The 25,751-nt window shown below is 42.9% G+C and carries 26 protein-coding genes; 14 read left to right on the plus strand and 12 right to left on the minus strand.

What is annotated here, in order from left to right:
* Positions 1-114: 114 nt before the first annotated feature.
* The gene (locus HP401_RS34520; protein ID WP_173607093.1) at positions 115-1,467 is read right to left on the minus strand and encodes a TRM11 family methyltransferase; all 1,353 of its coding nucleotides are present in this window, start codon (positions 1,465-1,467) and stop codon (positions 115-117) included.
* A gap of 226 nt (positions 1,468-1,693) precedes the next feature.
* Here HP401_RS34520 and HP401_RS34525 point away from each other — a divergent pair, with 226 nt between their 5' ends.
* The 3 genes from HP401_RS34525 to HP401_RS34535 are packed head-to-tail and all read left to right on the plus strand — an operon-like array spanning position 1,694 to position 5,308.
* On the plus strand, positions 1,694-3,661 hold the full coding sequence (locus HP401_RS34525) for an AAA family ATPase (protein ID WP_173607094.1): 1,968 nt from the start codon (positions 1,694-1,696) through the stop codon (positions 3,659-3,661).
* Positions 3,658-4,302 (plus strand): hypothetical protein, encoded by a 645-nt coding sequence (locus HP401_RS34530; protein WP_173607095.1) that lies wholly within the window; start codon positions 3,658-3,660, stop codon positions 4,300-4,302. Before HP401_RS34525 ends, HP401_RS34530 begins: the two co-directional genes overlap by 4 nt.
* Positions 4,277-5,308: a hypothetical protein gene (locus tag HP401_RS34535; RefSeq protein ID WP_173607096.1), complete on the plus strand. Its 1,032-nt coding sequence runs from the start codon at positions 4,277-4,279 to the stop codon at positions 5,306-5,308. Before HP401_RS34530 ends, HP401_RS34535 begins: the two co-directional genes overlap by 26 nt.
* A 300-nt stretch (positions 5,309-5,608) precedes the next feature.
* Here the strand turns inward: HP401_RS34535 and HP401_RS34540 are convergent, their stop codons facing one another.
* Positions 5,609-5,998, minus strand: a complete 390-nt coding sequence (locus HP401_RS34540) for a hypothetical protein (RefSeq protein WP_173607097.1) — start codon at positions 5,996-5,998, stop codon at positions 5,609-5,611.
* Between the two features lie 360 nt (positions 5,999-6,358).
* Complete coding sequence (locus tag HP401_RS34545; RefSeq protein WP_173607098.1) at positions 6,359-7,234, minus strand: SDR family NAD(P)-dependent oxidoreductase; 876 nt, start codon at positions 7,232-7,234, stop codon at positions 6,359-6,361.
* Between the two features lie 148 nt (positions 7,235-7,382).
* On the opposite strand from HP401_RS34545, the gene HP401_RS34550 reads away from it, so the two are divergent.
* The 3 genes from HP401_RS34550 (at position 7,383) to HP401_RS34560 (ending at position 9,701) form a co-directional block, all read left to right on the plus strand.
* A complete protein-coding gene (locus tag HP401_RS34550; RefSeq protein WP_173607099.1) occupies positions 7,383-7,853 on the plus strand; it encodes a MarR family winged helix-turn-helix transcriptional regulator in 471 nt (156 codons plus the stop codon).
* Between the two features lie 400 nt (positions 7,854-8,253).
* Complete coding sequence (locus HP401_RS34555; RefSeq protein WP_173607100.1) at positions 8,254-9,072, plus strand: alpha/beta fold hydrolase; 819 nt, start codon at positions 8,254-8,256, stop codon at positions 9,070-9,072.
* 62 nt (positions 9,073-9,134) lie between these two features.
* A complete protein-coding gene (locus tag HP401_RS34560; RefSeq protein ID WP_173607101.1) occupies positions 9,135-9,701 on the plus strand; it encodes a TetR/AcrR family transcriptional regulator in 567 nt (188 codons plus the stop codon).
* Between the two features lie 233 nt (positions 9,702-9,934).
* On the opposite strand, the gene glpQ is transcribed toward HP401_RS34560, so the two are convergent.
* The 8 genes from glpQ to HP401_RS34600 form a co-directional block, all read right to left on the minus strand.
* On the minus strand, positions 9,935-11,041 hold the full coding sequence (glpQ, locus tag HP401_RS34565; RefSeq protein WP_173607102.1) for a glycerophosphodiester phosphodiesterase: 1,107 nt from the start codon (positions 11,039-11,041) through the stop codon (positions 9,935-9,937).
* 246 nt (positions 11,042-11,287) lie between these two features.
* A complete protein-coding gene (locus HP401_RS34570; protein WP_173607103.1) occupies positions 11,288-11,584 on the minus strand; it encodes a putative quinol monooxygenase in 297 nt (98 codons plus the stop codon).
* A gap of 31 nt (positions 11,585-11,615) precedes the next feature.
* Complete coding sequence (locus HP401_RS34575; RefSeq protein ID WP_142498826.1) at positions 11,616-12,257, minus strand: nitroreductase family protein; 642 nt, start codon at positions 12,255-12,257, stop codon at positions 11,616-11,618.
* 25 nt (positions 12,258-12,282) lie between these two features.
* Positions 12,283-12,702, minus strand: coding sequence for a MarR family winged helix-turn-helix transcriptional regulator (locus HP401_RS34580; protein WP_173607104.1), 420 nt, complete (start codon positions 12,700-12,702; stop codon positions 12,283-12,285).
* 292 nt (positions 12,703-12,994) lie between these two features.
* Complete coding sequence (locus HP401_RS34585; protein WP_173607105.1) at positions 12,995-14,209, minus strand: Ger(x)C family spore germination protein; 1,215 nt, start codon at positions 14,207-14,209, stop codon at positions 12,995-12,997.
* On the minus strand, positions 14,187-15,296 hold the full coding sequence (locus HP401_RS34590) for a spore germination protein (RefSeq protein WP_173607106.1): 1,110 nt from the start codon (positions 15,294-15,296) through the stop codon (positions 14,187-14,189). The genes HP401_RS34585 and HP401_RS34590 overlap by 23 nt, the downstream gene beginning before the upstream one ends.
* A gap of 28 nt (positions 15,297-15,324) precedes the next feature.
* Entirely contained in the window at positions 15,325-16,818 is a 1,494-nt protein-coding gene (locus HP401_RS34595) for a spore germination protein (protein ID WP_173607107.1), read from the minus strand.
* 5 nt (positions 16,819-16,823) lie between these two features.
* Positions 16,824-16,949: a hypothetical protein gene (locus tag HP401_RS34600; protein ID WP_012684041.1), complete on the minus strand. Its 126-nt coding sequence runs from the start codon at positions 16,947-16,949 to the stop codon at positions 16,824-16,826.
* A 462-nt stretch (positions 16,950-17,411) separates the two neighbouring features.
* Between HP401_RS34600 and HP401_RS34605 the strand changes: the two genes are divergently transcribed.
* From HP401_RS34605 to HP401_RS34625, 5 genes are all read left to right on the plus strand, one after another.
* Positions 17,412-18,413, plus strand: a complete 1,002-nt coding sequence (locus HP401_RS34605) for a LacI family DNA-binding transcriptional regulator (RefSeq protein WP_173607108.1) — start codon at positions 17,412-17,414, stop codon at positions 18,411-18,413.
* Positions 18,414-18,570: 157 nt separating this feature from the next.
* A complete protein-coding gene (hisD, locus tag HP401_RS34610; protein ID WP_173607109.1) occupies positions 18,571-19,848 on the plus strand; it encodes a histidinol dehydrogenase in 1,278 nt (425 codons plus the stop codon).
* A 109-nt stretch (positions 19,849-19,957) separates the two neighbouring features.
* A complete protein-coding gene (locus tag HP401_RS34615) occupies positions 19,958-21,271 on the plus strand; it encodes a GntP family permease (protein WP_173607110.1) in 1,314 nt (437 codons plus the stop codon).
* Between the two features lie 56 nt (positions 21,272-21,327).
* On the plus strand, positions 21,328-22,089 hold the full coding sequence (locus tag HP401_RS34620) for an SDR family NAD(P)-dependent oxidoreductase (protein ID WP_173607111.1): 762 nt from the start codon (positions 21,328-21,330) through the stop codon (positions 22,087-22,089).
* Entirely contained in the window at positions 22,086-23,048 is a 963-nt protein-coding gene (locus HP401_RS34625; RefSeq protein WP_173607112.1) for a 3-hydroxyacyl-CoA dehydrogenase family protein, read from the plus strand. Before HP401_RS34620 ends, HP401_RS34625 begins: the two co-directional genes overlap by 4 nt.
* 86 nt (positions 23,049-23,134) lie before the next feature.
* Here HP401_RS34625 and HP401_RS34630 read toward each other — a convergent pair whose 3' ends face one another.
* Entirely contained in the window at positions 23,135-23,497 is a 363-nt protein-coding gene (locus HP401_RS34630; RefSeq protein ID WP_137031343.1) for a winged helix-turn-helix transcriptional regulator, read from the minus strand.
* A gap of 276 nt (positions 23,498-23,773) precedes the next feature.
* Between HP401_RS34630 and HP401_RS34635 the strand changes: the two genes are divergently transcribed.
* From HP401_RS34635 to HP401_RS34645, 3 genes are all read left to right on the plus strand, one after another.
* A complete protein-coding gene (locus HP401_RS34635; protein ID WP_173607113.1) occupies positions 23,774-24,967 on the plus strand; it encodes an MFS transporter in 1,194 nt (397 codons plus the stop codon).
* 19 nt (positions 24,968-24,986) lie between these two features.
* On the plus strand, positions 24,987-25,463 hold the full coding sequence (locus HP401_RS34640) for a heme-degrading domain-containing protein (RefSeq protein WP_173607114.1): 477 nt from the start codon (positions 24,987-24,989) through the stop codon (positions 25,461-25,463).
* Between the two features lie 113 nt (positions 25,464-25,576).
* Positions 25,577-25,751: tautomerase family protein (locus HP401_RS34645; RefSeq protein ID WP_173607115.1), on the plus strand; the 175-nt coding region annotated here is incomplete at its 3' end.

Consider the following 25,751-nt stretch of genomic DNA (forward strand, 5'->3'; position numbering starts at 1 on the left):
TAACTAAAAAAAGCAAAACCCAAGAATGCCGTTAGTTCAACATTCTTGGGTTTTTAATTTCAGTGCAATTTACTCGAAAATGGACTTTTTGGACATCCTCTAGATCAAAAATAATTAAATATTTAAATTTTGCTGGAATGTATAAATCGTGTTTTTAGTTGAAACTCCTCTTTTCCTAAAATATAGTATACTTTCCCTCCCGTAAGGGAATGATAATCCTCGCCTTGTCATTTTGCGAGCTACTTTAACTTCTGAAACATCAAAACCTGTATTTTTTGCTATTTCTGCTATGATAAGATCTGTTGCAACTGGAGTAAGATTATCATTATTAACTGATCCAAATAATGAATTTGCTACTATGCAAGCTATTGTTACATCAGGAGTTGTAATATTATTCAAAAATTGAAACAAAGTGTACATATCATCGATATAACCTTTGATGGACTTGAAAAAAGGTTCAGGGCTAACTTCTGTATCAATATAACTAATCAATTCTCTTATTATTGTTGAGTCTTTTTCGAGATAATAAGTTGTTGGTTCAAATTTCACACTAGGATGTGATCGAAGAGTTTTAAATCTTAGGGAACGAAAATCGTCATAGTTGCTTACAAAGTCTAACATCCAAAGCTCTATTTTATAAACTTCTGTATAGTCAAAATGATTTAAGTAAGGTGGCGAAAAAACTACCAGATTAAATTTGTTTTCATCACTAATCGGTTGAGTACGAACATCTTGGTTAATCAAAGATAAATTACTTAATTTACTTGATTTGTTGAAATTGGAAATAGTATCTTTAATCATTTGTTTGGTTTTGTTTATAAACAATTCTTTAACGTCATAATCCTTCGCTTCTCTAACAATTTTTAAAGCCCTACCTGACTTTTTCATACAACTGACTTCTTCTAGTAAAGAGGAATAAGCCAGCATAAAAAAATCGTGTTCATAACTACTTTCATGAAAACGTTCTTTAATTAGGAATTTAAGGGAAAGCAACTGTGCTAGTGTGGATGATGAGTATGCTTTCTTTATTGTTGACAATTCTGGAATACTAAAGGATGTTAAATCAAGATTGAAATTATGAGATTTTAGAGATTCAAGAAAGTTAATTGCTATTTCTGTGTTTAGACGTGAGAAGCTTAATTTTGTCTTAGCCATGAAATGGATGTATGGGTTAACTTCAATACCTACTCCAAGATCTAAATCGATATCTAATTCCAACACTGAGGACAGTAGGGTCGTTCCGGAACCACAAAACGGATCTAAAAGTTTAATGCCCTTTTCCAATTTTGAATATTTTAATACTTCCTCTAGTAATCTTGGGGAGTATCCTTCCTTAAAACGATACCAGTTATGAATAGGGTAATTTTCAAGATCATTAGGATGCACTAGTGCACCATACTTCGGATCGTTACATATATCGATGTTCTTTTCTATTTCACGATAGAATTGTAGTAATTTTGAATTCACAGCTTTAACAACCTTTCTTAGGAACACATTTTCTCTTTAATAATAGCAAATGAATTGAAATACCGGTAGCTTAAAAAACGATAAAAAAGTACTATATTAGAGAGGGTAGATTTGTAGAAGATGAGAAATTATAGAAATTTGTTTCGGGCATACTAATATTTATAAGTGTTTTTTTAATTGACTGTAATGGCGATTATATACGTGTGAACAAAAGGAGAATTGAGAAATGGAGACAAAAAAACTACACCTCCCACGATTAAAATCACTTGAACTTAAACATTTTTCCCTATATGAGTCAAAAGATCACTTAATTTTTTTAGATTTTGAAAAGCCTGCAGCGTGTATTATTGGTGCTAATGGACTAGGAAAGTCAACATTATTGAATTGTATTAACTATGGTTTAACAGGAATAATTAATTCACCAAGAAGGAAAATTAGGTCTGTATCAGAGTTCTATAAATCCACAAAATTTGTATCAGAGTATTTTGATGGAAGGATTAATGATATAGACAGAGACTTTGCTAATGTCACGGTTACCTTTGAGTTAAATAATTGTATACTAAGTGTTTCAAGGAATTTCTTTCCTGATAATTCTGTGGTGGCCTTTGAATGTCAGGGAGCAACTTTTTCAAACTATGAAAATGCTGTTGTCGAATTAATGGGATTGAACTCATTTGATCAATTTGCATTTTTACAAGTGAAAATTATGTCATTTGATGAAGATCGTGAGTTGCTGTTCTGGGAACCAGGTATCCTTACACCAACGCTGTTCTTAACGCTCGGTATAAGCCCAGAAACTGCTGCTGAAGCTGATCGACTGGCTATTGAGGTTCAAAAGTCCAACTCACGAATCCGAAATTTACAATTTGAAATCAATAAATTAAACAAACGTATTGAAGCCTTGCAAAATGAATTTGCAAATAAGGAAGAAGAGAACACTGTTGATCAGGAATTTACTGAGGCTGCCCTAAAAGAAAAGTACGAGAGTTTATTAGATGGATTACAAACGGCAGAAAATGCTTATCTAAAGACTAAAGCAGAATTAGATATAATCACGGCTCAAATTGCTGAACTAACTGCACAACAGCATCTTACTAAAAATGAGTATGACAAACTGTATAATTCTCTCTTTTCCTCATTGGACAGTGTTGATTTGAAAAATAGCCCAATTATTTCGGAATTGTTAAAAGGCCATTGCGTGATTTGTAATACTTCAGATTCTGAAGTATGGAAAAGTGCAGAGGCTTATCTTCAACATCATCAATGCCCGTTGTGCCATACAAATTTAACCGAAAATCAGGTTGATGAATCTTCGGTGGTAGAGAAATTAAAGGAAGTTGATGAAGAGTTAGCACAAATAAACTATGGTCTAACTGATAGAGTCACAAGATCCACTCGTTTACGAAATGAATTGGAATCACTCGGCAATTATATTGAACATTCAAAAGCAGAAGTAATGGAAATTGAGCAAACCTCTACATTTATCTCATTACAGAGTAATAAAAAAGAGGTAGTAGACGATGCAGTACAAAAACGAATTCTCTCTCTTCATTCGGCAATTCTTGAAGTTGAGGTTGACAAGGATAAGGAGACAGCTAAAAAAGAAAAATTAAGAGAACAGGTTCTTGAGTTACATTCTTTGCTGAATAAAAAGTATGAGGAAGCACAAAGAATATTTTTGCCAAAATTTAAATCTTTAGCAAGGGCGTTTACCGGTTTAGATGTTGATATTACCTTTACGCAAGAGACAAATGATGCTAAGGAGTTACTCGCATTTCTATTAACACTTAAGGATACTGGAAGAACTGCTGACCATCAATTATCTGAGTCACAGAAGTTTTTTATAGATATTGCTTTGCGTATGGCAATAGTTGATTATATTGCTGACGGTACATCTGAAGGGGCAATGTTAATTGATACCCCGGAGGGCTCATTAGACATAGCTTACGAAGCAAATGCTGGTGAAATGTTTGCTGAGTTTGTTAATAGAGGTCATCAATTAGTAATCACTGCAAATTTAAACTCATCAGGCTTGGTAAAAACATTTGCAAAACAAATGGGGAAAGAACAATTCAATCTTATTAACATGTTGACATGGGCAAACCTGTCCTCAGTACAAAGAGGGCGACTGAGTCTGTTCAACATTGCATTAAAAGAAATAGAGAGTGCTATGATAAGTGGGGATCAAAAGTGAAAAATTGCCCAGAAGCAAGCTTTGATATACTGTATTTATTGATGATTTCACAAAAAAAATATGATGAGTTACATCGGACTGAGATCACTTTGTTATCTTATTTGAGTCTTTTATTAAGTATTTATGATGGGCATAAGTCAAACGAATGGGTCTATCATTTCAGCCATCATAAATTTGGAGGACCTTTTAGCTCTGAAATAAACAACGAGTTGGATTTGCTAATCAGAAAGGGTACTGTTATTTCTTCAACTGGTGAAGACTTTTATACTATTTCAAATAAAGCGGGTACAGTAATAACTACTGGCTTGTTTAATGAGTTTATGCAACTGGATAGGTTTAAATGGCGAATCAAGTATCTTGATGCAAGTATTAGTGCGTGTTTAACGAAATCTTTACCTATTGTTTCAAGAGCTATTAATGAGGAACCTGAGTTATCGTTAGCTCAAGAACATGGAATAAAAACAACTTTACATAGTAAAGATTCAAATAGTTTATATGAGCAGTTTGGTGCATTAAAAAATGCTATTGGTGACTTTAGAAATGACATTTTTATACCCGCATCTATATGGATCGACTATTTATTACTTTTATCTGAAAAGAAAACAGGTGAACCCAATGATAGACCCAACACTTCTAAATAAAGTCGTATCAGAGAATTTAGAGTTGAAAATTAGCAGGGCGTTTTCGCAAGAGCAAAGTATGCCAGATATAGTTATTTTTACTTCTTTTATTTCTGAGCTTTTTAAATATCATCCTCCCGAGAAGATTAGTTGGAATTTTGCTTGTGTAGTTACAACTGAAAAGGTGGACTTATCAATAGGAAGACTTGTGCACAGAAAAGAAGTAATGGAAAATTTTCGTGAAGAGACATGCATAATTATTTTGAACGAAAACCAATGTTTACTTTGTACGATGGGACAATTTAATTTACAAGATAAAAATGTAATAAGCTACTTGTTTGAACATAAAATAGAGTTTATTTGGGCCAATGGGATGTCGATCCCTGTTACTAACCCTGATTCAGCTTCTTACAGTATATTTGCTCAACCTACTTTTAAAGATCTACATGCCGCCTTATGGCAATACTATAATAAAAATGCAAGGTATTCGATATGTAGTAAGATTAGTGATAGTTGGATTAATTCGGACAGATTAAGATTTAAGCCAGGTCCAGAACATTCTTTAAGAGATTCATTGTGGATTTTCCTACGTAGTGTATTAAGAGGAAATCCAGAAGTTAAAAGGGAACAAAATGTCGATGATGATAATCCAGTGGATCTTAAGGTAACGTGGAAAATGTCAAAAGCTGTTGCCCTTTTAGAAGTAAAATGGCTTGGGAAATCATTCAACTTAGAAACTCGTAGAAAGACAAGCGATTATTCTGAAAGAAGAGCTATTGAAGGAGCAATACAACTACGAGATTACATTCGTACATCGCATGAGGAAAACACAGATATACATTTTATGGGGTATTTAGTTCTTTTCGATGGAAGGAGACAACGTATTGGAGAATTTGATAGTGTTCCAACTTTAGAGCAGGCAATTTTTTATCGAGATAAAAATATCGAATATCCTGAACATCTAGAAAATGACGAATCATTAAATCTAGAATATAGATTTTTCTTAGAGCCTAACCTTGCATGTTAATTAGGTTTTAGTAACTCGGTCTAAAACTTTATTTTTCAATATAGGGGCTGGTTTCTATCCTCTCTACTCTCCAGTCTAAAACCTATTTTCCGAAGGTAAATGATTATTATTCTTGAAAAGCTTGATAAACTTACACCTTCAGTCTACAACTTTATTTTCTTAGAACACGAGTGAAAAACAGGTATGCACATCTGTTTTTCCTCGGCTTATTTTTATTTTCTAGCCAAATAGAAACAAACCCCGCCACAAGCTCTATCAGAGTCGAGGCGGGGTTTAACGGTATAACGTCCTTTTTAACTTCTATGGCTCCTCATTTGCAAACATCTCCAACGTAGCTATAAGAATGTCTTTCTTTTTAGTATAGTAGTCTAAATAGGGAGAACCTATTATCGCTGCACCTTCAATCATTGAACAAAAATCATAAACAGGTATAGGGCGTCCGATTCCTAGGGCAGCACCTACTGTCGATAGTAATGCCAGTAAACGAACCGGGTTCCATTCCCATTCCAAGAGTTGAAGAAGTTGGATGGCACTAGAAGCTCTTTTCGTTTGCTCGGGCGTATATACTTCGGGGAATCGCCCTTCCGTCTTGTAGGCATGGAAAAACTCGTTGTAGTAAGCTTCTGCTGCGACATCGATATCGCGGTACATTTCTCTAAAATCCGTGTAAGGTTGACGTTCATTCTTCATTACTACCCACAGCAACCTTTCTTATAGGATGAAGTCATTGTATCAGGAAAATTGATAGTAATAGAGTAAAAACAAACCTCAACCCTCACAATTATGTGAGCGGAGAGGTTTGTTTCAGTTTTTACGAAATTAGATTATTCACTTGGAAGAGTAAGTGGACATCCTAATCAAGTGGGGTGTATGGAAAAAAGTGAAGAACATTTTTCATTAAATGCCTTTTTTGATTAATCGTATGCTCAAAATGAGCATGTTAAATAATCTTCCAAAGCAATGATGGAAAGGTCTCACTAATGTACCTTATTGTGAAATGAGCGATATCTTAGCGCTGCATGAGATAAGCTGTCATGGGGAAATCGCTTTTTAGGAAACAAACCCCTTTTGCGCCAGCAAATCTTCTGTAGCCTGCCACAATTTGTGCTGCATTGCAGCATCTCCCCCGGGATGTACCGGTTCAATTGGTTTTCCGGTCCCAACATTAAAGTACCCACCTGTCATTTTTTGATATTCCGGCTCTACAATCAATCGTGTAATAATATCGGCTCCTCTTCGCGGATCTCCAAGGCGAAGGGCTTTCAACAATCGTTCTAATGCGGATGCAAACCAAAGCTCTCGTCCTAGTCCGGTAACATTAAATCCTGGATTTAGCGCATTTGCGCTGATTCCCGTACCTGCCCACCTTCTTGCCAGTTCAGCAGTGAACATAATATTGAACAATTTGGTTTTTCCATAAATGGCGGATGAACCGCGAGCGGTAAAGGGAGTTGTATCTGTTAAATCTTCGGGGAGCTTTAAAACGCCGTGACGGCGTGAAGCTTCAGAGGCAACATTGACAACTTTGGCCTTCCCTGCGTTTTGTAGAGACGGTTTTATCGTATGTGACAACAGCCACGGCGATAAATAATTGACAGCAATCATTTCAGGAAGCCCCTCGGGAGTAATACGGGGCTCGAAGGCATGAATTCCCGCATTGTTCAACAGCACATCAATTTTAGGGTAAGCGGCTGCTATTTCACTGCCAACCCGTTTAACATCCTTTAATAGCGATAAATCTCCATAAAAAAAGTCAACCTTCGCTGATGATGTAATTGCTTCAATCTGTTTTCTAGTAGCTTCAGAACGTTCTTTACTCCTTGCAGTCAAGACAAGGTCAAAATCGCGTCTTGCCAATTCAATCGAGACAAGCTGTCCAAGACCGCTGGTGGCACCTGTTATAACAACCGTTGCTTTTTTAGTCATCATCATGTCTCCTTCATGTGATACAATTTTTTTGAATAAAAATAGGCGAGTTAGGGTGTTTAATTGACATATGTCCATCATATTGAGTTGATTGATATATGTCAATTAAAATTGAATGATTATACGATCGAAAGAAAGGTGAGTGAGGATGAACAATACTCCATCCAAAGATGAATCGAGGGAGAAACTGGAGATTGAGTTGGGCGAGCAGCTGAACGCACTCATCAGCGCTTCACATGCCCTAAATGTCAGATCTGCAGCGAAATTCGATTCCTCCTTACAGCCTGCAGCTTTCCATATTGTTCGCTGGCTGTACTCCTATGGCCCAACTAATGCTGCCACTTTAGCGGAATCAACTGCGATGGACCGAAGCTCGGTCAGTCGCCTTGTCAAACAGCTCCAGGCTCTGGGGTACGTGAGCAGAGCAGCTTCCCCTAATGATGGTCGTGAAATTGTGCTATCTCTTACCGAGCATGGACAACAAAAAATAATAGAAGCGCTTAAGGAGAAAGAGTCTGTTTTTTTTGAACGAATCTCGGATTGGAAAGATGAGGAGCTTCATGATTTCACCCAAATGCTTAAGCACTTTAATGGATATAATCGTCGGATGAGAACGTAATCTTAGCAGCAGCCCTTTTGGAAGAACCCTCAAACAGAGGTGCCAAATCCCATTATGCAAATCCTAGGGTTTCATGGGTATGAATAGACGCACAGTAACAACAGCGGTAGTCTAAGCCTTTACTTTTAGGTCTTAGGTCGCCGCTGTTTCATTCTCCAACAAACAATGACAGTGACTTTAAACGGCTTTCCCCCCGCTTGACTCCAAGGAGTAAGAGAGAGTATAATCATCGCTATAAAGGAACGATCGTTCCGAAAAGAGAGAAACAGACTTGTTTCGGAAATGATGTAGGAAGCAACCATCGAGTCTCAGGGACTCGATTTTTAAAAACCTTTTCGGAACGATCATTCCCGAATGCGTTAAAAATCTTAAACTCGGATAATATAGGAGGATCATTATTATGACTCAAAGATTAACAACAGCTTCCGGTCATTATGTACCGGTGGGAGGCAACGTAACCTTGTATGTGGAGGATATCGGCGAAGGGAAGCCGGTTGTGTTCATACATGGCCTTCCTGTCGGGCAAGCCATGTATGAATACCAAAGAAACGTTCTTCCGTTCAAAGGCATTCGTTACATCGGTATTGATTTGAGAGGTTTCGGGAAATCTGACCGTCCGTTCAACGGCTATTCGTACAATCAGTTTGCGGATGACATTCGCCAGGTGTTTGAGCAGCTGGAGATCGAAAATGCGACACTGGTCGGCTTCTCGATGGGTGGGGCCGTTGCGGTGAGATATATGGCAAGACATCAGGGTTATGGCGTTTCCAAGCTGGTGCTAGCCTCCGCCGCTACGCCTCTCTTCACGCAAAGACCGGATTATCCTTATGGCTTGCCCGTTGAGGTTGTGGAGTCTCTTGTAGAAGCTGCACAGCAGGATCGTCCACAGCTAATTGAAGGATTCAACAGCTCTTTGTTCCATCAAAAGCCGAGCCAGGCTTTTGTCGACTGGTACAACCGGATGTCGCTAGAGACCGATCCTATAGCTCTTGCAATGTCGCTCAAGAGCCTTGCTTATGAAGATTCGCGGGAAGAATTGGCCCAAATTCATGTGCCCGTTCGTATTTTCCAAGGCAAGCATGATACAATGTCTTTTGAGCCTCAGATTAACGGGCTTCCAGATGCGAAAATCATCGTGTTTGAAGAAAGCGGCCATGGACTCGTGTTTGAAGAGAAGGACAAGTTTAACGTCGAGATCCTGAAGTTTGTAGAAGCTTAAGTGAAACCGGACTTTCACGCACCTTCCTAGCCGCTTGAGGTTGTTTTGGGAAGAGGTGGGGTATGAGCAGAAATAAAAGTTTTGAAATTCCAAAAGTATTGGATCTGGCAATCGACGTGTTTTGGGATAAAGGGTACGAGGGTTGTTCTATGCAGGATTTGGTTGAGCAGCTTGGACTTAGCCGAAGCAGCATTTATGAGACGTTTGGAAGTAAAGAGGACTTGTACCTTCAGGCGCTGGAGCGTTACGACCGGCAATCCAAACAGCATCTGGCGGCTATCTTGTATGAACAAAGGCCGGCGAAAGAACTTCTGCTGCGCTATTTTCACGAGGTCATCGAATATACGCGCCGCAGAAGCTGCTTTATGGTGAATGCCTCGTTAGAGCTGGCAGCTTCCCACCCGGAGGTATTTAAGCTGGTCCAAGCCAATATGGCTGAGAACGAGGAAGCCTTTTATCAACTGTTGGAACGTGCGGTGCAGACCGGTGAGTTGAAGGGAACCTGGGATTTGAAAGCATTGGCCCAATACCTGGTTAATGTTATGCACGGGATTACGGTGACCACGGTAACCGCGGAACGTGAAATGCTGGACAACATTGTGCGGAGTTCGCTTTACTTTCTACCGTAAGGCGTAAACAGGATAAAGGGGCTGTACGACTGGAGCTGGGCTTCGGCGTGCAGCTCTTTTGGTTTATATAGATCCGCTTAGCTCGACCTTCTCCCGAGTGGTCCATAGTAACTCTGCTATGTCCCAAAAAGAATCCCAAAATTAGTAAAGCCGGTAATCCTTAGCGTACAAGATACCGGCGTTTTAGTGTTACTGAGGTGTTTTCATGTTTCTAAGTTACTTTGCGGTCTGTGTCAGCTACGCTGGTTTTTGGACATTTTGCTTTGGTACTCCGCTTTTCGTAAAAAATCAACGGCACGGTCAGGGAAGTCCGTAAACACCCCGTCAACTCCTGCTGTGAAGTAGAACTGATCGAGCAGCTCCTCGAAGCTTGCTGCATAGGCAGGGATTTGTCCTTTATCTGCTCGGAAGGTGTATGGATGCACTTCCAGGTCAGCTTCATGAGCTTCTTTGACAAGATTGGTAATGATCAGGTGGTCTCTTGTCGACTCTTCTTTGATGATCATCGGCTTCCATGGCCCTACGCCGTCTGCGTATTTCGCAATTTCTTTCATCGCCCCTTTTTCAAACATCCAATCGTAGTTGTAGGGAACGGCCTTACCGTTTTCATAGTTCATGGTTTCGTTCCAGCCCGTTTCCGCCATGAGCTGTACAAGCTTCACGTTCATATTCAATTGTGGATAGAGTTCCGTGCGAATCCGTTTTGCTTCATTGGGGTCGAAAGTCTGTATGTACGCTTTGTCATTCTTGGACACATAGCCGTACTTTTTCAACACCTGCAGCACTGCGAGGCTGATGTCCTTTCCTTCGTGTCTGTGGAACCAGGGAGCTTTGATCTCCGTATAGATCCCTACGTTACGACCCGTGCTTTTGTTCATACCCTGGATCAGCTCAATCTCTTCTTCCAGAGTGTGAACACTGAAGTTGGATTTCCAGAGTGGGAAGCGATCCGGATAATCTTGTACCTGTTTGCCGTTTTCCACTGTGAAGACCTCTGTTGTCTTCAGTTTCTTGATCTCGTCAAGAGTGAAATCAATAACGTAGTACCTGCCGTCTTTTCGTTTTCGATCAGGGTAGACCTCCGCTACATTGGTTACGCTGTCCAGATAATGGTCGTGCATGATGAGCAGTTTGTTGTCCTTTGTCATGACCACGTCTTGTTCGATGTAGTCGACTCCCATCGCGTAAGCCATCGCTTTTGCGGGCAGCGTATGTTCCGGCAAGTATGCGCTCGCTCCGCGGTGGGCGATGACAATCTTATCCGCTTCGGCAAAAGATACGCTTCCAAAGCTTGTTGTAATAGCGAGAGCGGCTGCCAGGGATGTAACTAGTTTTTTCATGTTCTGCCTCCTCCATTTGGATGAAAAAAAGATCCACAAATTCCATTGGTAGGTTAAACCATACCAAATGAAATATTGTGAATCTCCTGATCTCCATCACAAAATATTATATTGGTTACTAATGTAAGGGATAAAGAAAGCGCTGTCAATAAATTGTTGGCGGCAGCGTCTTTCCTCCCTACAAAAAAACAGCAAGGCTGATCGCAGGACCAACCTCGCTGTTTTTCCGTACATCAGAATGACAACTTACAACTTCACAGGCTCTCCTGCGTATACTTCCAATTCCATAGCTGCTGCAAAAAAGGAGGGAGCTTGCTCCACAAAAGCCTGAAAATGAGCGCTTGCATTGTGGGCTGCTACTGCGGCAGCGTCCTTCCACTTCTCTACCACGGTGTAGTGATATTCTTGCTCTGTGCTTTTCATAAGGGTGTATCCTACATTTCCTTCTTCCGCTTGGCTTGCAGCAACCAGGGCTTTGGCGGCTTGAAGGAAGGCTTCTTCCTGTGCGGGTATCACTTGCAGATGGGCATGTATAATAAGCATGGTTTTCTCCCTTTCTTCCAACGAATTTGAATTATTTCCAGGTTGTTACTGTCTCAACAGGGAGACGGTAAGAGGGGTATCCTTCCTTGGCTGCTTTCCCGATACTGATCAGCATGATCGGTTGATAGCGATCCTTGTCCAAATCCAGCGCTTCTGCTATTTGATCCTTTTCATAGCCGCCGATCGGGTTCGTGTCATAGCCGAATGAACGGGCAACCAGCATCAATTGCATGGATACGAGCCCGGCATCGATAAAATTGACATCGCGCAGGTCAGAAGCTGGTAGATTGGCGTAGTAAGGCTTTACGGCTTTCAGCTGCATGTCCTTCACGTCCTGCGGCATGTATCCGAGCTCGACAGCTTTTCCAAATATCTCGTCCATATATTCCGCATTATTCATGTCGACGAATACGGCAATGACGGCGGAAGAGGTGAGTACCTGCGTTTTGTTGAAGCGTGCCAGCTCTGCAAGCTTTTCTTTCCCTTCTTGACTTTCGATCACCACAAAGCGCCAAGGCTGCATGTTGACTGAAGATGGGGCACGCGTGGCTCCCGCTAAAATTTCAATCATTTCCTCGCGACTGATTTTTATTTCGGGATCATAAAGTTTGACAGAACGACGACCAAACGTGATTTCACGAAAATCATTTGTTCTTTGTACGGTGTTTTTCATGTAAAAAGACTCCTTTCTGGAACAATCAAATGTTGTTTTGCATCCGTTTGAGAAAATCAGTTAAGACCTGCGTTTCATCCTCGCTGAAGCCTTCCAGAATCTGCTGGATAAAATTTCGTTTCTCGCTTTTGTACCCTTCAATCCGATGATGGCCTTCTTCGGATAGACGAACGAAGGTTTCGCGGTTATCATTTGGATTTTTGTGTCGGGTCACCATGCCATCCGCTTCCAGTTGCTTCAGATGGCGTGTAATGGCAGCACTGTCGATATTGATGTGCTTTTGTAGCTGGGACTGATTGATTTCGTTGCATTCGCAAAGGATTTGCAAGATCGCGAGACGAGTAGAGCTGATTCCGGTACAGCGTTCGAACTTGGGACTTATTTTATTGGTTAATCCGATGAGCAGATTCAGTATTTGCTCCTCTTCCAATTCCTTTCGTGTCATGAAAAATGCCTCCCGGGGGCAATATGAATAGGAACTCAGTCATATATCCACAAGCAATGACAACATACGGTCAGTTGAGCATGATACCTTGATGATAATTGACGCATCAATGATTGATACGTCAATTAATATAACACCTTATTTCAGCGTTTGCAACATATGGTCTGCAAAAGTCGCTGGACGGTATGGTCATAGCAGAAGTTAAGTGATTCATACGAAGAGGGAATGGAGTAAGGGAGAGGGGGCATCTTACTCCAATCGCAATTAATGGATAACAGAACGAAAGGAAGCTTCACTTGCTAGGCCCTGATGCGCCGAAATCAGTAGTGGTAAGCTTTACGAAGTAAGTGATGGGTACAGTGCTGAATGTTTGATCCCAATCTTTTTTTACTTTCTCCCACGTTTTTGGATACTCGATTCGCAAACGTTCTCCGAATCCGGCAACATCCGCATGGAAATGGTTTTGCATTTTTGCTGTGACACTCTTGACCAGTTTCCGTACTTCCAATTCAGCCGCTTTTTCCACCCTTTTCAGGAATTCATTTTCAAAAGGATTTGCGTTCAACACCCAATTTTCAGACAAGCGTCCCTTCGAATTGATATGCACATCAAAGGAAATCTTGTTTCCGTCAACAAGGGGAGTGATTTTGCTCTCCATGGTCTCGATCTCATAGATGATGAGTTGACCTGTCTCCTTGTCAAGGCTTCTCACTAGCCCTCCTTTACCTTTTCCGGTTATCCACGTTATGCCCTCCAAATCCAATTCGTTTAAAAATCCCGCCCATTTTTTTGTCTTTCCATTGATCACGGCTGCCCCCTCAAACTTCACTTCCTTGTTAGAAGCGGCAACATTTTGCAAGAGAAAGCTTGATTCGGAATTCAACTTGGCCGTTAATTTGGCGAGTGACACAGGAGGTAAAATTTTGGCTGTTCGGTTTCGGTTATCTACGATTCCAAGCAAATTGAGTGCTGGCAATTCTCCCGGTTTTTTGGTTTCCAAGACATCGCGGGCATTCCCGTTACTAACCAATAACAAGCAACTTGGACGTATTTCATTATCTCGCAGAAATAGATCCAGCAAAGATTCCAAACGATGTGTGTGTAACAGAGCCTCGCTAATCACAATGACTTTTAAGTGTGGGCTGAACAAGGGGGTATCATGACTCAATGAAAATTCACGGATGATTGGAAGGATAGATTCACCAGTTTGGGACGCATTCAAATATGCTTTTTGTTGTGGTCCTGCCGAACTGCTTTCTTTGCTTGTTGCTTTTGGGTTAATAAATTGATAGGTCATGGTGATTGTGTCAACGTGAGGAGGGCCCTTTCCCTGCTTTTCCAGCTTTTTTTCAACATTTGATTTGTTGCTGGCATCCAATGCCAAACCGATGCCCATACCCATCTTGTCGATATCGTTGCTGCTCCAGCATCCGGTCAGTAAGAAGAGCAGGAAAACAGATAACGATGTCAAGAGGAGGAGCCACTCACGATGATGACTTTGCTTCATGCTTACCCACCTTCCAGCCAGAAATAATAAGAAGGAGAAGGGGCATTACACCAAATAAGAAAAAGGCTGCATCGCCCACAAAATCTCCAAGTGCAAATACACTATTGATTTCTTTTGGAGTCATCGTAATGATGTAGATCACAGGCAGCAATCCGAATAGAAACGGCTCCATATTTTTCTTGAAGAGCTGGGCGAGGCCTAGAGCGGCTGAGTAGTAAGCCAACGTGAAAGTAGAAAAGATTTGCATAATCCATAATACGAGCAGCAACGATTCAAACCGTTCAAAGAGTAAACCGGTAATTTCAAAGCTTCGTATGAGATCAATGGTCGGCCATGTCCTTGTGACGACTCCATCTATTGAAAACGCCCCAATGACCATCACGACTGTCATCAGGTAAAAGATCAACGAGGCGCTGATTCCCACCACAACGGCTTTCACGCCTTTGTTTGGCTGTCTCATGTATACCACCAGAATCATCATTATTTCAAAACCGGTATAGGCGAGCGCAGTTGGTTTAATCCCATCGAACACCGGTTTCCACCCCAGCCCCAATACGGGACGAAGATGATCGATTTCAAAAATTTTTATGCTCATCAAGGAAACCACCAAAAAAAAGAGGACAGTAATTGGCAAGATAATCTCAAGCATACGGGCGAGACAATTGATGCCACCTATGACAAGATAAAGAGCAACCCACAAAAATACCATAACAATGGCCCACATTGGGGTTTTCTCCAGCAAGTAAAAGGTTGTTACTTCAGCCATAGATCGGACTTGAAGAGATGAGGTCATACAAAAATAACAGATGATCAAAAGGCTGAGCATCCTTCCAACCCATTCCCCTGCAATTTCCTGGCTGTATTCAAAAAACGTTTTCTCAGGGAACCGCTGGCTTAATTTTACAATGATTATCCCAGCGAGCATCGCGAGTAAACCGCCAATGATGACACTTATCCAAACATCCGGTGTCTTTGCTTTTTCCACTGAGATTCTAGGCAGGGTAAGGATTCCCGCTCCCAATATAAAGTTGATGATGATCACTGCTGTTTGCGAGGTGGTGATCCGATCATTTCGGGTGGGTAACATTTTGGGCTTCACCTACTATACTGAGTGGCTATCCTTTGCGAGTCGGCTCTTTCGTATGCAGCATTTTTGGCCGGCGTTTCATCATCATGAGTGGCATGCGCACCATAAAATCTTTCCAATCCCTTAACCGATAGGGAACAGCAGGAGTAACATAAGGTACACCAAAACTTTTTAGTTTTACCAAATGACTCGTAAGCAAGAGAAAAAACAAAATCACCCCGTACAATCCAAACATGGCTGCGGAGAACATGACCAAAAACCGAATGAGACGTAAGGAAATACCTAGGTTGTATGACGGAATGGCAAAGGAGGAAATAGCAGTGACAGCTACGACGATTACCATAATTGGGCTGACAATACCTGCTTGTACTGCAGCTTGACCAATAATCAGTCCACCGACAATCCCGATGGCAGGGCCGATTGGTTTCGGCAATCGAAGACCGGCTTCTCTCATAATCTCGATAGAAACTTCCATGATCAGTGCCTCCAACAGAGCGGGAAATGGAACTCCTTGTCGAGTGCTGATGATGGAAATAGCCAATTCGGTAGGAATTAACCCTTGATGAAAAGAGATAAAGGAAATATAGAGGGCCGGTATAAGTAAGGAAGAAAAGGCAGTGAAAAAGCGCAACAAGCGAATGAATGTGCTTGGAATCCAGCGCTCATAATAGTCTTCAGGCGATTGCAGGAGCATGCTGAACGTCACTGGAACGATTAAGGCAAAAGGAGTACCATCCAGCAAGATGGCCACTCGTCCTTCCATTAATGCACTGATGACGCGGTCAGGCCGTTCTGTGCTCTGCGCCTGCGGGAATGGGCTGAGATAATTATCTTCAATAAGTTGCTCCACATAACCGGATTCCGGCACATGGTCAATTTTAATTTTCGTAATTCGGTTTTTTACTTCTTCAACCAACGCGGGATTCGCAATCTCTTTCATATAGGCGATAATCAGCTCTTTTTTTGCACGCTCGCCCACCTGAAATTTTAGGAAGAGAAGATCTCCATTTTCACCGTGTCTGCGCAAGAGGGCGGTATTTTCGCTTAACGTTTCCGTGAAGCCTACTCTAGGGCCTCTGACCAAAGATTCTGAGACAGGTTCATCTATATTTCTTGTTTTTACTTTTACGGTATTAAGAAGGAGAGCATTTGCGGTCCCTTCAATCAACAGTGCCGTGAAGCCAGTCAATACTTTTGTCCTCAGATCGTATACATCCCGGCATTCCAGTATTTCATGGATGGAAAGCACATGATTGATGAAAAAATCTTTGGATACAGAAACGTCCCCCGAAGAATTCTCCTGTACCAACACTGCCACAGAATCATCCATGAGTGTTTTCAGAATAGTATTATCGATGAGATCGCGATCGGATAACCCATCTACAAAAATAATGGAAGCACGACTGGCAGTCTGTCCGAAAGAAAATTCGCGGATATGCACATCTGCGTTTTGGGCGATTTCCTGACGGATAAGATTCAAATTCGATAGGTAATCGTCTGTAAATGGAGCGATACTTTCCATCTATATCACTCTTCCTCCGTTGTACGAATCCAATGAAATAATCTTGAAATCGCATAAGGAACAAGAAAAACGACTGCGGCTTGAATAAAAACTGGCCAGGCAGGAAGATTTGAAACAATTGTTTTCCACATGGTTTTCCTCCTTTGCAGCTTCATTACAGTCGTAAAAAGAACTTGTCCTATTTTGTTCTAGCATGACAATTCTTATTCCAATCAGCTGGAAAATGTGGTATTCAATGTTCAGGTTAGGCCATGCTAAAACCACGCAGGTTATTCATTCCATAAAAAAGAAGGATAAAAATCATAACGATTTTCATCCTTCTTTTTGCTATTTTAATGATTTTTAACGACTTCCTGCCCACGCACATTCCACGTAAGGGCATAAGCATTTGAATGCCGCATCGGGCATCATCTGGCTAAAGGATCATTACCTTTCCATGGCGGCAAGGCACTTTATTGAGCAAGTCAGGCAGTAGAACGAGCAGGCCTTCACGATTAATGGTATAATCAGATTGTTCATATAAAATTGTATTCTTACAGTATCGAGGGGGACTCTAGCCCCAACGTGCTTCGCTGTGTTCGGAGGGAATCTTTGTGAAGAAAAAACCGGTAAATGCGATGGAAGTAGCGAGATTGGCAAAAGTCTCTCAGTCTACCGTTTCGCGTGTATTTACCCCCGGCTCAAATGTATCCGAAAAAACAAAGAAAAAAGTGCTGGAAGTAGCGAAGGAGCTAGGCTACCGACCGAATGCCCTCGCTCGTGGCTTGATCATGAACAAGACCAACATCATTGGGCTGGCTATGCGTGATATCGAAAACCCGTTCTACCATGAAGTATTGGGGAAATTCACCAAGGGACTTCGGGAAAAAGGGTATCACGTCTTATTTGTATACACGGAAAACGACGAGATCCAACAGGAAGAAATTACGCAATTTCTGGAGTACAACGTTGAGGGAGTAATCGTGACGGATGCTTATTTGTCGTCCAAAGTCGTGTCCCAGCTGCATGAGAACAACATCCCTGTAGTCCTGTTCAACCGCTACAGCAAAGACATCCCGTGCTATTCGATCAGCTGTGACAACTATGCTGCCGCTCAACAGATCGCGAAGTATCTGTACGAGCAGGAATATCGAAAAATGGCGTATATCACTGGGCGGATCAATACCTCGACGAGTCAGGATCGGCAGAGGGGCTTTTGCGATTTTCTCCAGGAAAAAGGTTTGGCTCCCATCATTGAAGAGGGCGACTACACGTACAAGCGAGCATATGAAGCGACCCTACGCCTGCTGCAGCAAGAAGAGCGACCGGATGTCATTTTTGGGGCGAATGATATCACTGCATTTGGAGCGCTCGATGCGGTAAAGGCGATGAAGCTATCGGTTCCTGAGGACATCGCGATCGTAGGATTTGACAATATCAAGATGGCGTCATGGCCTTCCTATGAGTTGACGACGTGGGAGCAGCCAGTCGACGAAATGATCGAATTAACTATCAATACGCTGCTGAATGAAATGAAAATAAATACGGTAGAACCCGTGGCAAAACTAGTTCATGGCCAATTGATCGAGCGATGTACGACAAAGAAACAAAAATAATCGCTTGACAAATGTAAGCGCGATCATTAGTATTTGCATATAGATTTGAAAATTGTCTGATTTCTTCTCGCTCCTTTTTGCATACGTATGCAAAACAAGGAAGCGAGAAAAAAATTCTGAAAAATGCATACGTATGCTAAAACGGGAGGTCAAGAAAATGGCTAGATTTTTGAAACAAGGAAAAGCAAAAAATGAAATCGCACAAAATGACGCGCAAGTAGCGGAAACCGTACGCCAAACCATTCAGAATATCGAGCAGGAAGGCGATGCAGCCGTACGCGAGCTGTCAGCGAAGTTCGATAAATGGAGCCCCGAGCAGTTTCGCCTGACGTCCGAGCAAATCGCGGAAATCATCAGTGGCGTACCGGAGCAGACCATCGAGGATATCAAGTTTGCGCAGAGCAATGTGAGACGCTTTGCGGAAGAGCAACGCAAATCCATGCTCGACATCGAGGTGGAGACGCTGCCCGGAGTCATTTTGGGTCACAAAAACATCCCGGTAGAAAGTGTAGGTTGCTACATTCCAGGTGGACGCTATCCGATGGTGGCTTCGGCTCACATGAGTGTGTTGACCGCAAAGGTAGCAGGTGTGAAACGCGTCATCGCTTGCACGCCTCCGATTAACGGTGAAATTCCGGCGGCAACGGTTGCAGCGATGCATATGGCAGGTGCCGATGAGATATACATTCTCGGCGGCATTCAAGCGATGGCAGCGATGGCGGTCGGAACGGAATCCATCGAGCCAGTAGATATGCTCGTCGGCCCGGGTAACGCCTTCGTGGCAGAGGCCAAACGTCAGCTGTACGGACGTGTTGGAATCGACCTGTTTGCCGGACCTACAGAGACGCTCGTTGTGGCTGATGAAACAGCCGATGCTGAAATGATCGCCACCGATCTTCTCGGTCAAGGCGAGCACGGTCCAACTTCACCGGGTGCGCTCATCACGACTTCGGAGCAGCTGGCACATGAAACGATCAAAGAAATCGAGCGACAGCTGGAAATTCTCCCTACTGCAGATGTGGCGCGTGTCTCCTGGCGTGACTACGGCGTGATCATTTTGGTAGAGGATCAGGAGGAAGCGCTCGTTGAAGCGAACAAACTCGCTTTTGAGCACGTAGAGATTTTGACGAAAGACCCTGACTTCTTCTTGAACAACATGACCAACTACGGCTGCCTCTTTTTAGGCCCGGAAACCAACGTTGCCTACGGTGATAAAGTGATTGGAACCAACCATACACTGCCTACCAAAGGCGCTGCCCGTTATACAGGCGGACTGTGGGTAGGCAAGTTCCTGAAAACAGTCACGTATCAAAAAGTAAGCGAAGAAGCAAGTGCATACATTGGGGAATATGCAGCTCGTCTGTGCCAGCTGGAGAATTTTGCAGGCCATGCTGAACAAGCGTTGCTGCGCGTACGCCGCTACGGCAAGAAATAAACCCCAGACAATAGAGGGAAAAGGAGCCGCTCCCTAGAGAGTGGCTTCCTCTCTCCCAGTTTGATTCTTGGCAGCTAGATCTATCACCGACAGAATGGAAGTGATTCAGATGATTAGCATGATCGGTTTAATCGGAGGCTTGGCGCTGCTCATTATTTTGACGATGAGGGGTATGAACCTACTGATTGTTGCACCTTTCTCCGCTTTGTTCGTAGCTGTTTTTAATGGATTGCCACTCTTTCCGCAGTTGGTAGGAAAGGGAGAAGCGAACTTTGTCTCCAACTACATGGGCGGCTTCACAGGATTTATCACTTCGTGGTATTTGATGTTTCTTATCGGCGCAATATTCGGAAAGCTGATGGAAGACAGCGGGGCGGCAGACAGCGTGTCCAAATGGATCGTCGAGAAGATCGGCATGAAAAACGCGGCACTCGCAATTGTGATTGCCTGCGCGGTTTTGACATATGGCGGTGTGAGCTTGTTCGTCGTTGCTTTTTCCGTTTATCCGATGGCGATCAGCTTGTTTAAGGAAGCGAACCTGCCGAGGCGTTTTATCCCGGCGGCGCTCGGCTTCGGTTCTACCACCTTTACCATGACATCGGCTGGTTCTCCTGAAATTCAGAACTGGATTCCCATTCAATATTTGCACACCACTCCCTATGCCGGTTGGGAAGTTAGCTTGCTCGTGGCTGTATTCATGATGATTTTTGGCTACTGGTGGTTAAAACGGATGATTATGAAAGCGGTTAAAAACGGGGAGCACTTCACCACACGGGAAACAGACAACCTGAAGGTGCGGGACAATTTGCCCAATCCATTCGTCAGCATGATTCCGCTCTTGGTTGTTCTCGTGATTTCGTTTGTTTTCCATGACTCGTTTAAAGAGTCCGCGCTTATTCTCGCCTTGCTTGGCGGTGTAATAGCGACTTATCTGCTACATCGGAAGTACTTTATCAACTTCTGGCATGCTGTTTCAGAAGGGACGATGGGTGCTCTGATCGCCATTGCGAATACGGCGGCTGTTGTTGGTTTTGGTGGGGTTGCCAAAGCGACGCCAGCATTTGCGACCGCCGTTGACTTTATGACGAGCATTCCTGGCAGTCCGCTGATAGGAAGCGCAGTAGCGGTTTGCGTGATTGCCGGACTCACAGGTTCTGCATCTGGCGGACAGACGATCGCTTTGCCGTTGCTGGCGCCGCACTATATGGACATGGGTGTAAATCCTGAAGCCTTGCACCGGGTTGTGGCGATTTCATCAGGATCGCTTGATTCCTTGCCTCATGGTGGCTATGTTGTTACGACCATTCGCGCGATCGCGGGAGAGACACACAAAGATGCGTATCCTGCATTCGGTGCATTAACCGTGGTTGTTCCGATTTTGGGTGTTATTTTAGCAGTGGTCCTGTTCTCGCTTGGCATGTAAAAAAAGAGGATTCATAGGGTAATCTAGTTCGTTAGCCAGAAAGGAGCGAAGCGTTTATGACTTCTTTTCAAGAGCTGAGAGGAAAACGGGTTCTCATTACCGGGGGCAGCAAAGGACTCGGAAAGGACGCGGCGATGGCATTTGCTCGGCTCGGTGCCGACGTCATGATTACGGGACGCAATACGGCGAATCTGGAAGCAGCGACGCATGAATTGCGGCAGATTCAACCGAATTCTTTCTTTTTGGCGGCGGACATGCAGGATGTTCAGAGCATCTATCAGATGGTAGACGACACAATCGCGACTCTGGGAGGACTGGACATTCTCGTCAACAATGCGGGAATCAACATCGCAAAACCGGCGTTTGAAGTGACAGAAGAGGATTGGGATCGCGTGCTGGATACCAATCTGAAAGGGACCTTTTTCTGCTCGCAGCGCGCCGGCAAGCATATGGCAGCAAATGGCGGGGGCCGCATCATCAACATGGTGTCCCAGATGGCTTTTGTCGGTTATATCAAACGGTCGGCGTATTGCTCCAGTAAAGGCGGTGCGGTTCAATTGACCAAAGCGCTGGCAGTGGAGTGGGCTCCATACGGGATAAAGGTCAACGGTGTGGCACCTACTTTTGTTGAGACTGATTTCACGAAGAAAATGTTTGAGGATCGGGACTTTTACCAGGATGTGCTGAGCCGCATCCCGTTAGGGCAGTTAGCTCAAGTGTCTGATATTACAGGAGCCGTTCTATTCCTCGCTTCTGATATGGCTAACTTTATTACAGGTGAAACGATCAAGGTGGATGGAGGGTGGACCGCGATATGAGTACGTTGCCGAAACGCGTAGCGATCATTGGGGCGGGAACGATGGGCCATTCCATCGCCCTGTCGGCAGCCATGGCAGGATTTGATGTGAACATCTGGGGAATGGATGAGCGGGATGTCCAGCGCGGGAAGGGTGGCGTCGCTGAAAAGATCGGACTGTTGTGCGATTACGAAGTCGTTCATCCTGATGAAAAGGAAACAATCCAAAATCGTATTCGGTTCACCACTGTTCTGCAAGAGTGCGTCCAAGGAACTCCCTTTATTATTGAAGGTATTCCAGAGAATCTGGAACTGAAGCAAAAGATGTTTCAAGAACTGGAGGCATTGTGTTCTCCAGACACCATTCTGGCGAGTAATACTTCTGGGCTGAGCCCAACTGCCATCGCCAGCTTGATGGAGCATCCCGAGCGGACATTAGTCACGCACTTTTGGAATCCCGGGCATCTGATTCCTCTGGTAGAGGTCATCCGCGGAGAGAAGACGTCGGACGCAGCAGTGGATCAGGCCATGGCCCTGCTGCATGCGATGGGCAAAAAGCCGATCCTCATCAAGAAAGACATTCTCGGTTCTGTGGGGAATCGTTTGCAGTATGCGCTCTTTCGAGAAGCGCAGTACATCTATGAGCAGGGAGCCGCTTCGATCGAGGATATTGATAAAGCGGTACAATACAGCATCGGCCGCCGTTTGCCAGTTACGGGTCCATTCATGAGTGCGGATATGGGAGGGCTGGATGTGTTCGACGCCATTTCCAGCTATTTGTTCCCAGACCTCGGCACGCATCAGGCATCTCTTTCCACGATGAGAAATCTGGTGGACGCAGGGAACTACGGGCAGAAGAATGGGCAAGGCTTTTACGAGTGGTCACCGGAGCAGTTGCAAAAAATGAACAAGGCTCGCGAGAAGGAACTGATTGATTGGTTGAAAAAAGATCTGCAAACGGATGAAAAAGAAGCGCGGTAAATGGTGTGATTATAAAATTTATGTTTAAACCCCCTAGGTTTTTCCGTTAACCAAGGGGGTTTTTCCAATGCCGAGATGAGGAGATTTTATCTATTTAAGATGCTTTCTTCTAATACGTCAAATTTATTTCCATACTTTTTAATGATATGTTGTTCGCCCCATGAGCAGAGTGATTCTAATATACTTTTCAATCCCCATCCGTATTCGCTTAGTTCATATTCCACTTTTGGGGGGACCGTATTGTAAGTAATTCGATTGATAATCCCGTCACTTTCTAGCTCGCGTAGTTGCTGGGTTAGCATTTTTTGTGTAATCGCAGGCATAAGACGTTTCAATTCACTGGTACGTTTTTTACCGTGAGTTAGGTGGCAAAGTATAACGCATTTCCACTTTCCGCCTAATACTTCAAGCGTAGCTTCAACCGAAATATTATATTTCTTTTTATTCATAAGGTCCCTCCTGCTAAAACTTTATAGGAACTTTTCAGTACCTATAGCACAAAAAAGTACGTACTTTTGATTAAGTTCGTTATGTATCATAATAACATTTGCCGATCGGTTATAGTAATTCCTTTTTGATAGTTTTCTCGAGGAGATTTTGTTTGTCGAAATACTTTATAGGAACTTTTCAGTACCTATAGCACAAAAAAGTACGTACTTTCGATTAGGTTTGTTCTGTATCATAATAACACTTGCCGGTCGGACAGTGTAAGGAGGATTAAAGAAATGGCCTTGGATAATAAACGAAGCGCATTAGCGCTTTTAGCATTAGCAATAAGTGCTTTTGCCATCGGTACAACAGAATTTATTAGTGTCGGATTACTGCCTCTTATTTCGCAAGACCTGAATATTTCGGTTACTACTGCCGGATTAACGGTTTCGTTATACGCACTTGGAGTAACTTTTGGAGCGCCTATCTTGACTTCACTGACATCCAGTATGTCGCGTAAATCATTATTGCTTTGGATTATGATCGTCTTTATTGCTGGTAACCTTCTCGCAGCAGGTGCAACGAGCATTGGTGTATTGCTTGTTGCCCGGATCATTTCTGCGTTTTCACACGGCGTGTTTATGTCGATTGGGTCTACCATTGCTGCTGATGTAGTCCCGGAAAATAGGAGAGCTAGTGCGATATCTATTATGTTTACGGGGCTTACTGTGGCAATCGTCACAGGGGTACCATTAGGAACATTTATTGGTCAACAACTGGGATGGAGAGCAGCCTTCATCGCGATTGTCGCAGTTGGGATCATCGCTTTTATAGCCAACAGCATTCTTGTTCCATCCGAGTTGCGAAAAGGTGCCCCTTCAACATTTCGAGATCAGATTAAAGTGATTACCAATGGTCGTTTGTTACTTTTGTTCATCATTACAGCCTTGGGGTATGGAGGAACTTTCGTCGTCTTCACTTACTTATCCCCATTGCTTCAAGATATAACTGGTTTTAAACAAGGAACAATTACGTTAATTTTGGTGGTCTATGGAATTGCCATTGCAATCGGTAACGTGGTTGGCGGTAAGGTGGCAAATCGAAATCCGATTGTTGCCCTGTTCTATATGTTTATCTTGCAAGCAGTTGTGCTGTTTCTCTTAACATTTACTGCTCCATTCAAAGTTATTGGATTAATTACGATTATTTTGATGGGATTACTTCATTTTATGAACGTGCCCGGACTGCAAGTCTACGTCGTGATGTTGGCAGAACGCTTTACTTCGGGGGCAGTTGATGTGGCATCAGCCATTAATATTGCAGCCTTTAATGCTGGCATTGCTCTCGGAGCTTACCTGGGTGGGGTGATCACTGATTCCATCGGACTTATTCATACTGCTTGGATAGGCGGATTGATGGTGGTAGGAGCCACTATCCTTACAGGCTGGAGTATGGCTTTAGAACGAAAAGATCAAAAAAATCGGGCATAAAATCCATGAGGTGATAGATATGAGTACAGCATCCTTTGATGAAATCATGAAAAAGATAATAAATGATGAGGAAACGCTGCAATTCACATCATTTACGAATGAAGACGCTCTTCAATTGGGTTTGTTGATTATTGATATGGCCAAACAAGAAGAAAAGCAGATTGCTGTAGATATAACAAAAAATGGTGTGCAATTGTTTCACTATAAAATGACAGGCACATCTCAGGTAAATACGGAATGGATCCAACGCAAAAATCGAGTTGTAGCACTGCATGATCACAGTTCCTATTATTTGCAAAGACAAAGTGAAATAACTGGAATTCCTTATCACGAATCAATTCGAGTGGATGCCTCTAAATACGCGGCATATGGGGGAGCTTTTCCCATCATAGCGAAAGGCGTTGGGATTATCGGGACCATAACGGTATCAGGCCTAACTCCCGAAGAAGATCATGAATTGGTTACAAAAGCTATCCACTCTTATTTAAACAAATAATAGAAGAGGAAGCTTCTAATTTAAGGGGGGTGGTTCATGCTTATAAAGAACATTCTTTGGTTATATTTAAGTAAGTCGCTTCTTTTTATCTAATAATCAAGGATGTGTATGAAATGCCATTCATTGTGCTAAATACATGGCCAGCTATGTCGAAGGATATGAAAAAAGACTTCATTAGACAGGCAACGGAGTTAACAACAAACGAATTGAAGATCGTACCGGATAAAATTCAAGTGTTGATACATGAACTTGAAAAAGAAAACTGGGGGAAAGCAGGCGCTTCCGCAG

It is taken from the genome of Brevibacillus sp. HB2.2 (genome assembly GCF_013284275.1).
Classification (GTDB): Bacteria; Bacillota; Bacilli; order Brevibacillales; family Brevibacillaceae; genus Brevibacillus; species Brevibacillus brevis_D.

Bases quoted from the DNA above. Each gene is read 5' to 3' on its own strand.
- HP401_RS34555 (WP_173607100.1), top strand. From the start codon at position 8,254: ATGACTCAAAGATTAACAACAGCTTCCGGTCATTATGTACCGGTGGGA.
- HP401_RS34550 (WP_173607099.1), top strand. From the start codon at position 7,383: ATGAACAATACTCCATCCAAAGATGAATCGAGGGAGAAACTGGAGATT.
- hisD (WP_173607109.1), top strand. From the start codon at position 18,571: ATGGCTAGATTTTTGAAACAAGGAAAAGCAAAAAATGAAATCGCACAA.
- HP401_RS34585 (WP_173607105.1), bottom strand. From the start codon at position 14,209: ATGAAGCAAAGTCATCATCGTGAGTGGCTCCTCCTCTTGACATCGTTA.
- HP401_RS34630 (WP_137031343.1), bottom strand. From the start codon at position 23,497: ATGAATAAAAAGAAATATAATATTTCGGTTGAAGCTACGCTTGAAGTA.
- HP401_RS34535 (WP_173607096.1), top strand. From the start codon at position 4,277: ATGATAGACCCAACACTTCTAAATAAAGTCGTATCAGAGAATTTAGAG.
- HP401_RS34590 (WP_173607106.1), bottom strand. From the start codon at position 15,296: ATGTTACCCACCCGAAATGATCGGATCACCACCTCGCAAACAGCAGTG.
- HP401_RS34600 (WP_012684041.1), bottom strand. From the start codon at position 16,949: ATGTGGAAAACAATTGTTTCAAATCTTCCTGCCTGGCCAGTTTTTATT.
- HP401_RS34560 (WP_173607101.1), top strand. From the start codon at position 9,135: ATGAGCAGAAATAAAAGTTTTGAAATTCCAAAAGTATTGGATCTGGCA.
- HP401_RS34615 (WP_173607110.1), top strand. From the start codon at position 19,958: ATGATTAGCATGATCGGTTTAATCGGAGGCTTGGCGCTGCTCATTATT.
- HP401_RS34580 (WP_173607104.1), bottom strand. From the start codon at position 12,702: ATGACACGAAAGGAATTGGAAGAGGAGCAAATACTGAATCTGCTCATC.
- HP401_RS34545 (WP_173607098.1), bottom strand. From the start codon at position 7,234: ATGACTAAAAAAGCAACGGTTGTTATAACAGGTGCCACCAGCGGTCTT.
- HP401_RS34575 (WP_142498826.1), bottom strand. From the start codon at position 12,257: ATGAAAAACACCGTACAAAGAACAAATGATTTTCGTGAAATCACGTTT.
- HP401_RS34540 (WP_173607097.1), bottom strand. From the start codon at position 5,998: ATGAAGAATGAACGTCAACCTTACACGGATTTTAGAGAAATGTACCGC.
- HP401_RS34625 (WP_173607112.1), top strand. From the start codon at position 22,086: ATGAGTACGTTGCCGAAACGCGTAGCGATCATTGGGGCGGGAACGATG.
- HP401_RS34525 (WP_173607094.1), top strand. From the start codon at position 1,694: ATGGAGACAAAAAAACTACACCTCCCACGATTAAAATCACTTGAACTT.
- HP401_RS34620 (WP_173607111.1), top strand. From the start codon at position 21,328: ATGACTTCTTTTCAAGAGCTGAGAGGAAAACGGGTTCTCATTACCGGG.
- HP401_RS34570 (WP_173607103.1), bottom strand. From the start codon at position 11,584: ATGCTTATTATACATGCCCATCTGCAAGTGATACCCGCACAGGAAGAA.
- glpQ (WP_173607102.1), bottom strand. From the start codon at position 11,041: ATGAAAAAACTAGTTACATCCCTGGCAGCCGCTCTCGCTATTACAACA.
- HP401_RS34640 (WP_173607114.1), top strand. From the start codon at position 24,987: ATGAGTACAGCATCCTTTGATGAAATCATGAAAAAGATAATAAATGAT.
- HP401_RS34635 (WP_173607113.1), top strand. From the start codon at position 23,774: ATGGCCTTGGATAATAAACGAAGCGCATTAGCGCTTTTAGCATTAGCA.
- HP401_RS34595 (WP_173607107.1), bottom strand. From the start codon at position 16,818: ATGGAAAGTATCGCTCCATTTACAGACGATTACCTATCGAATTTGAAT.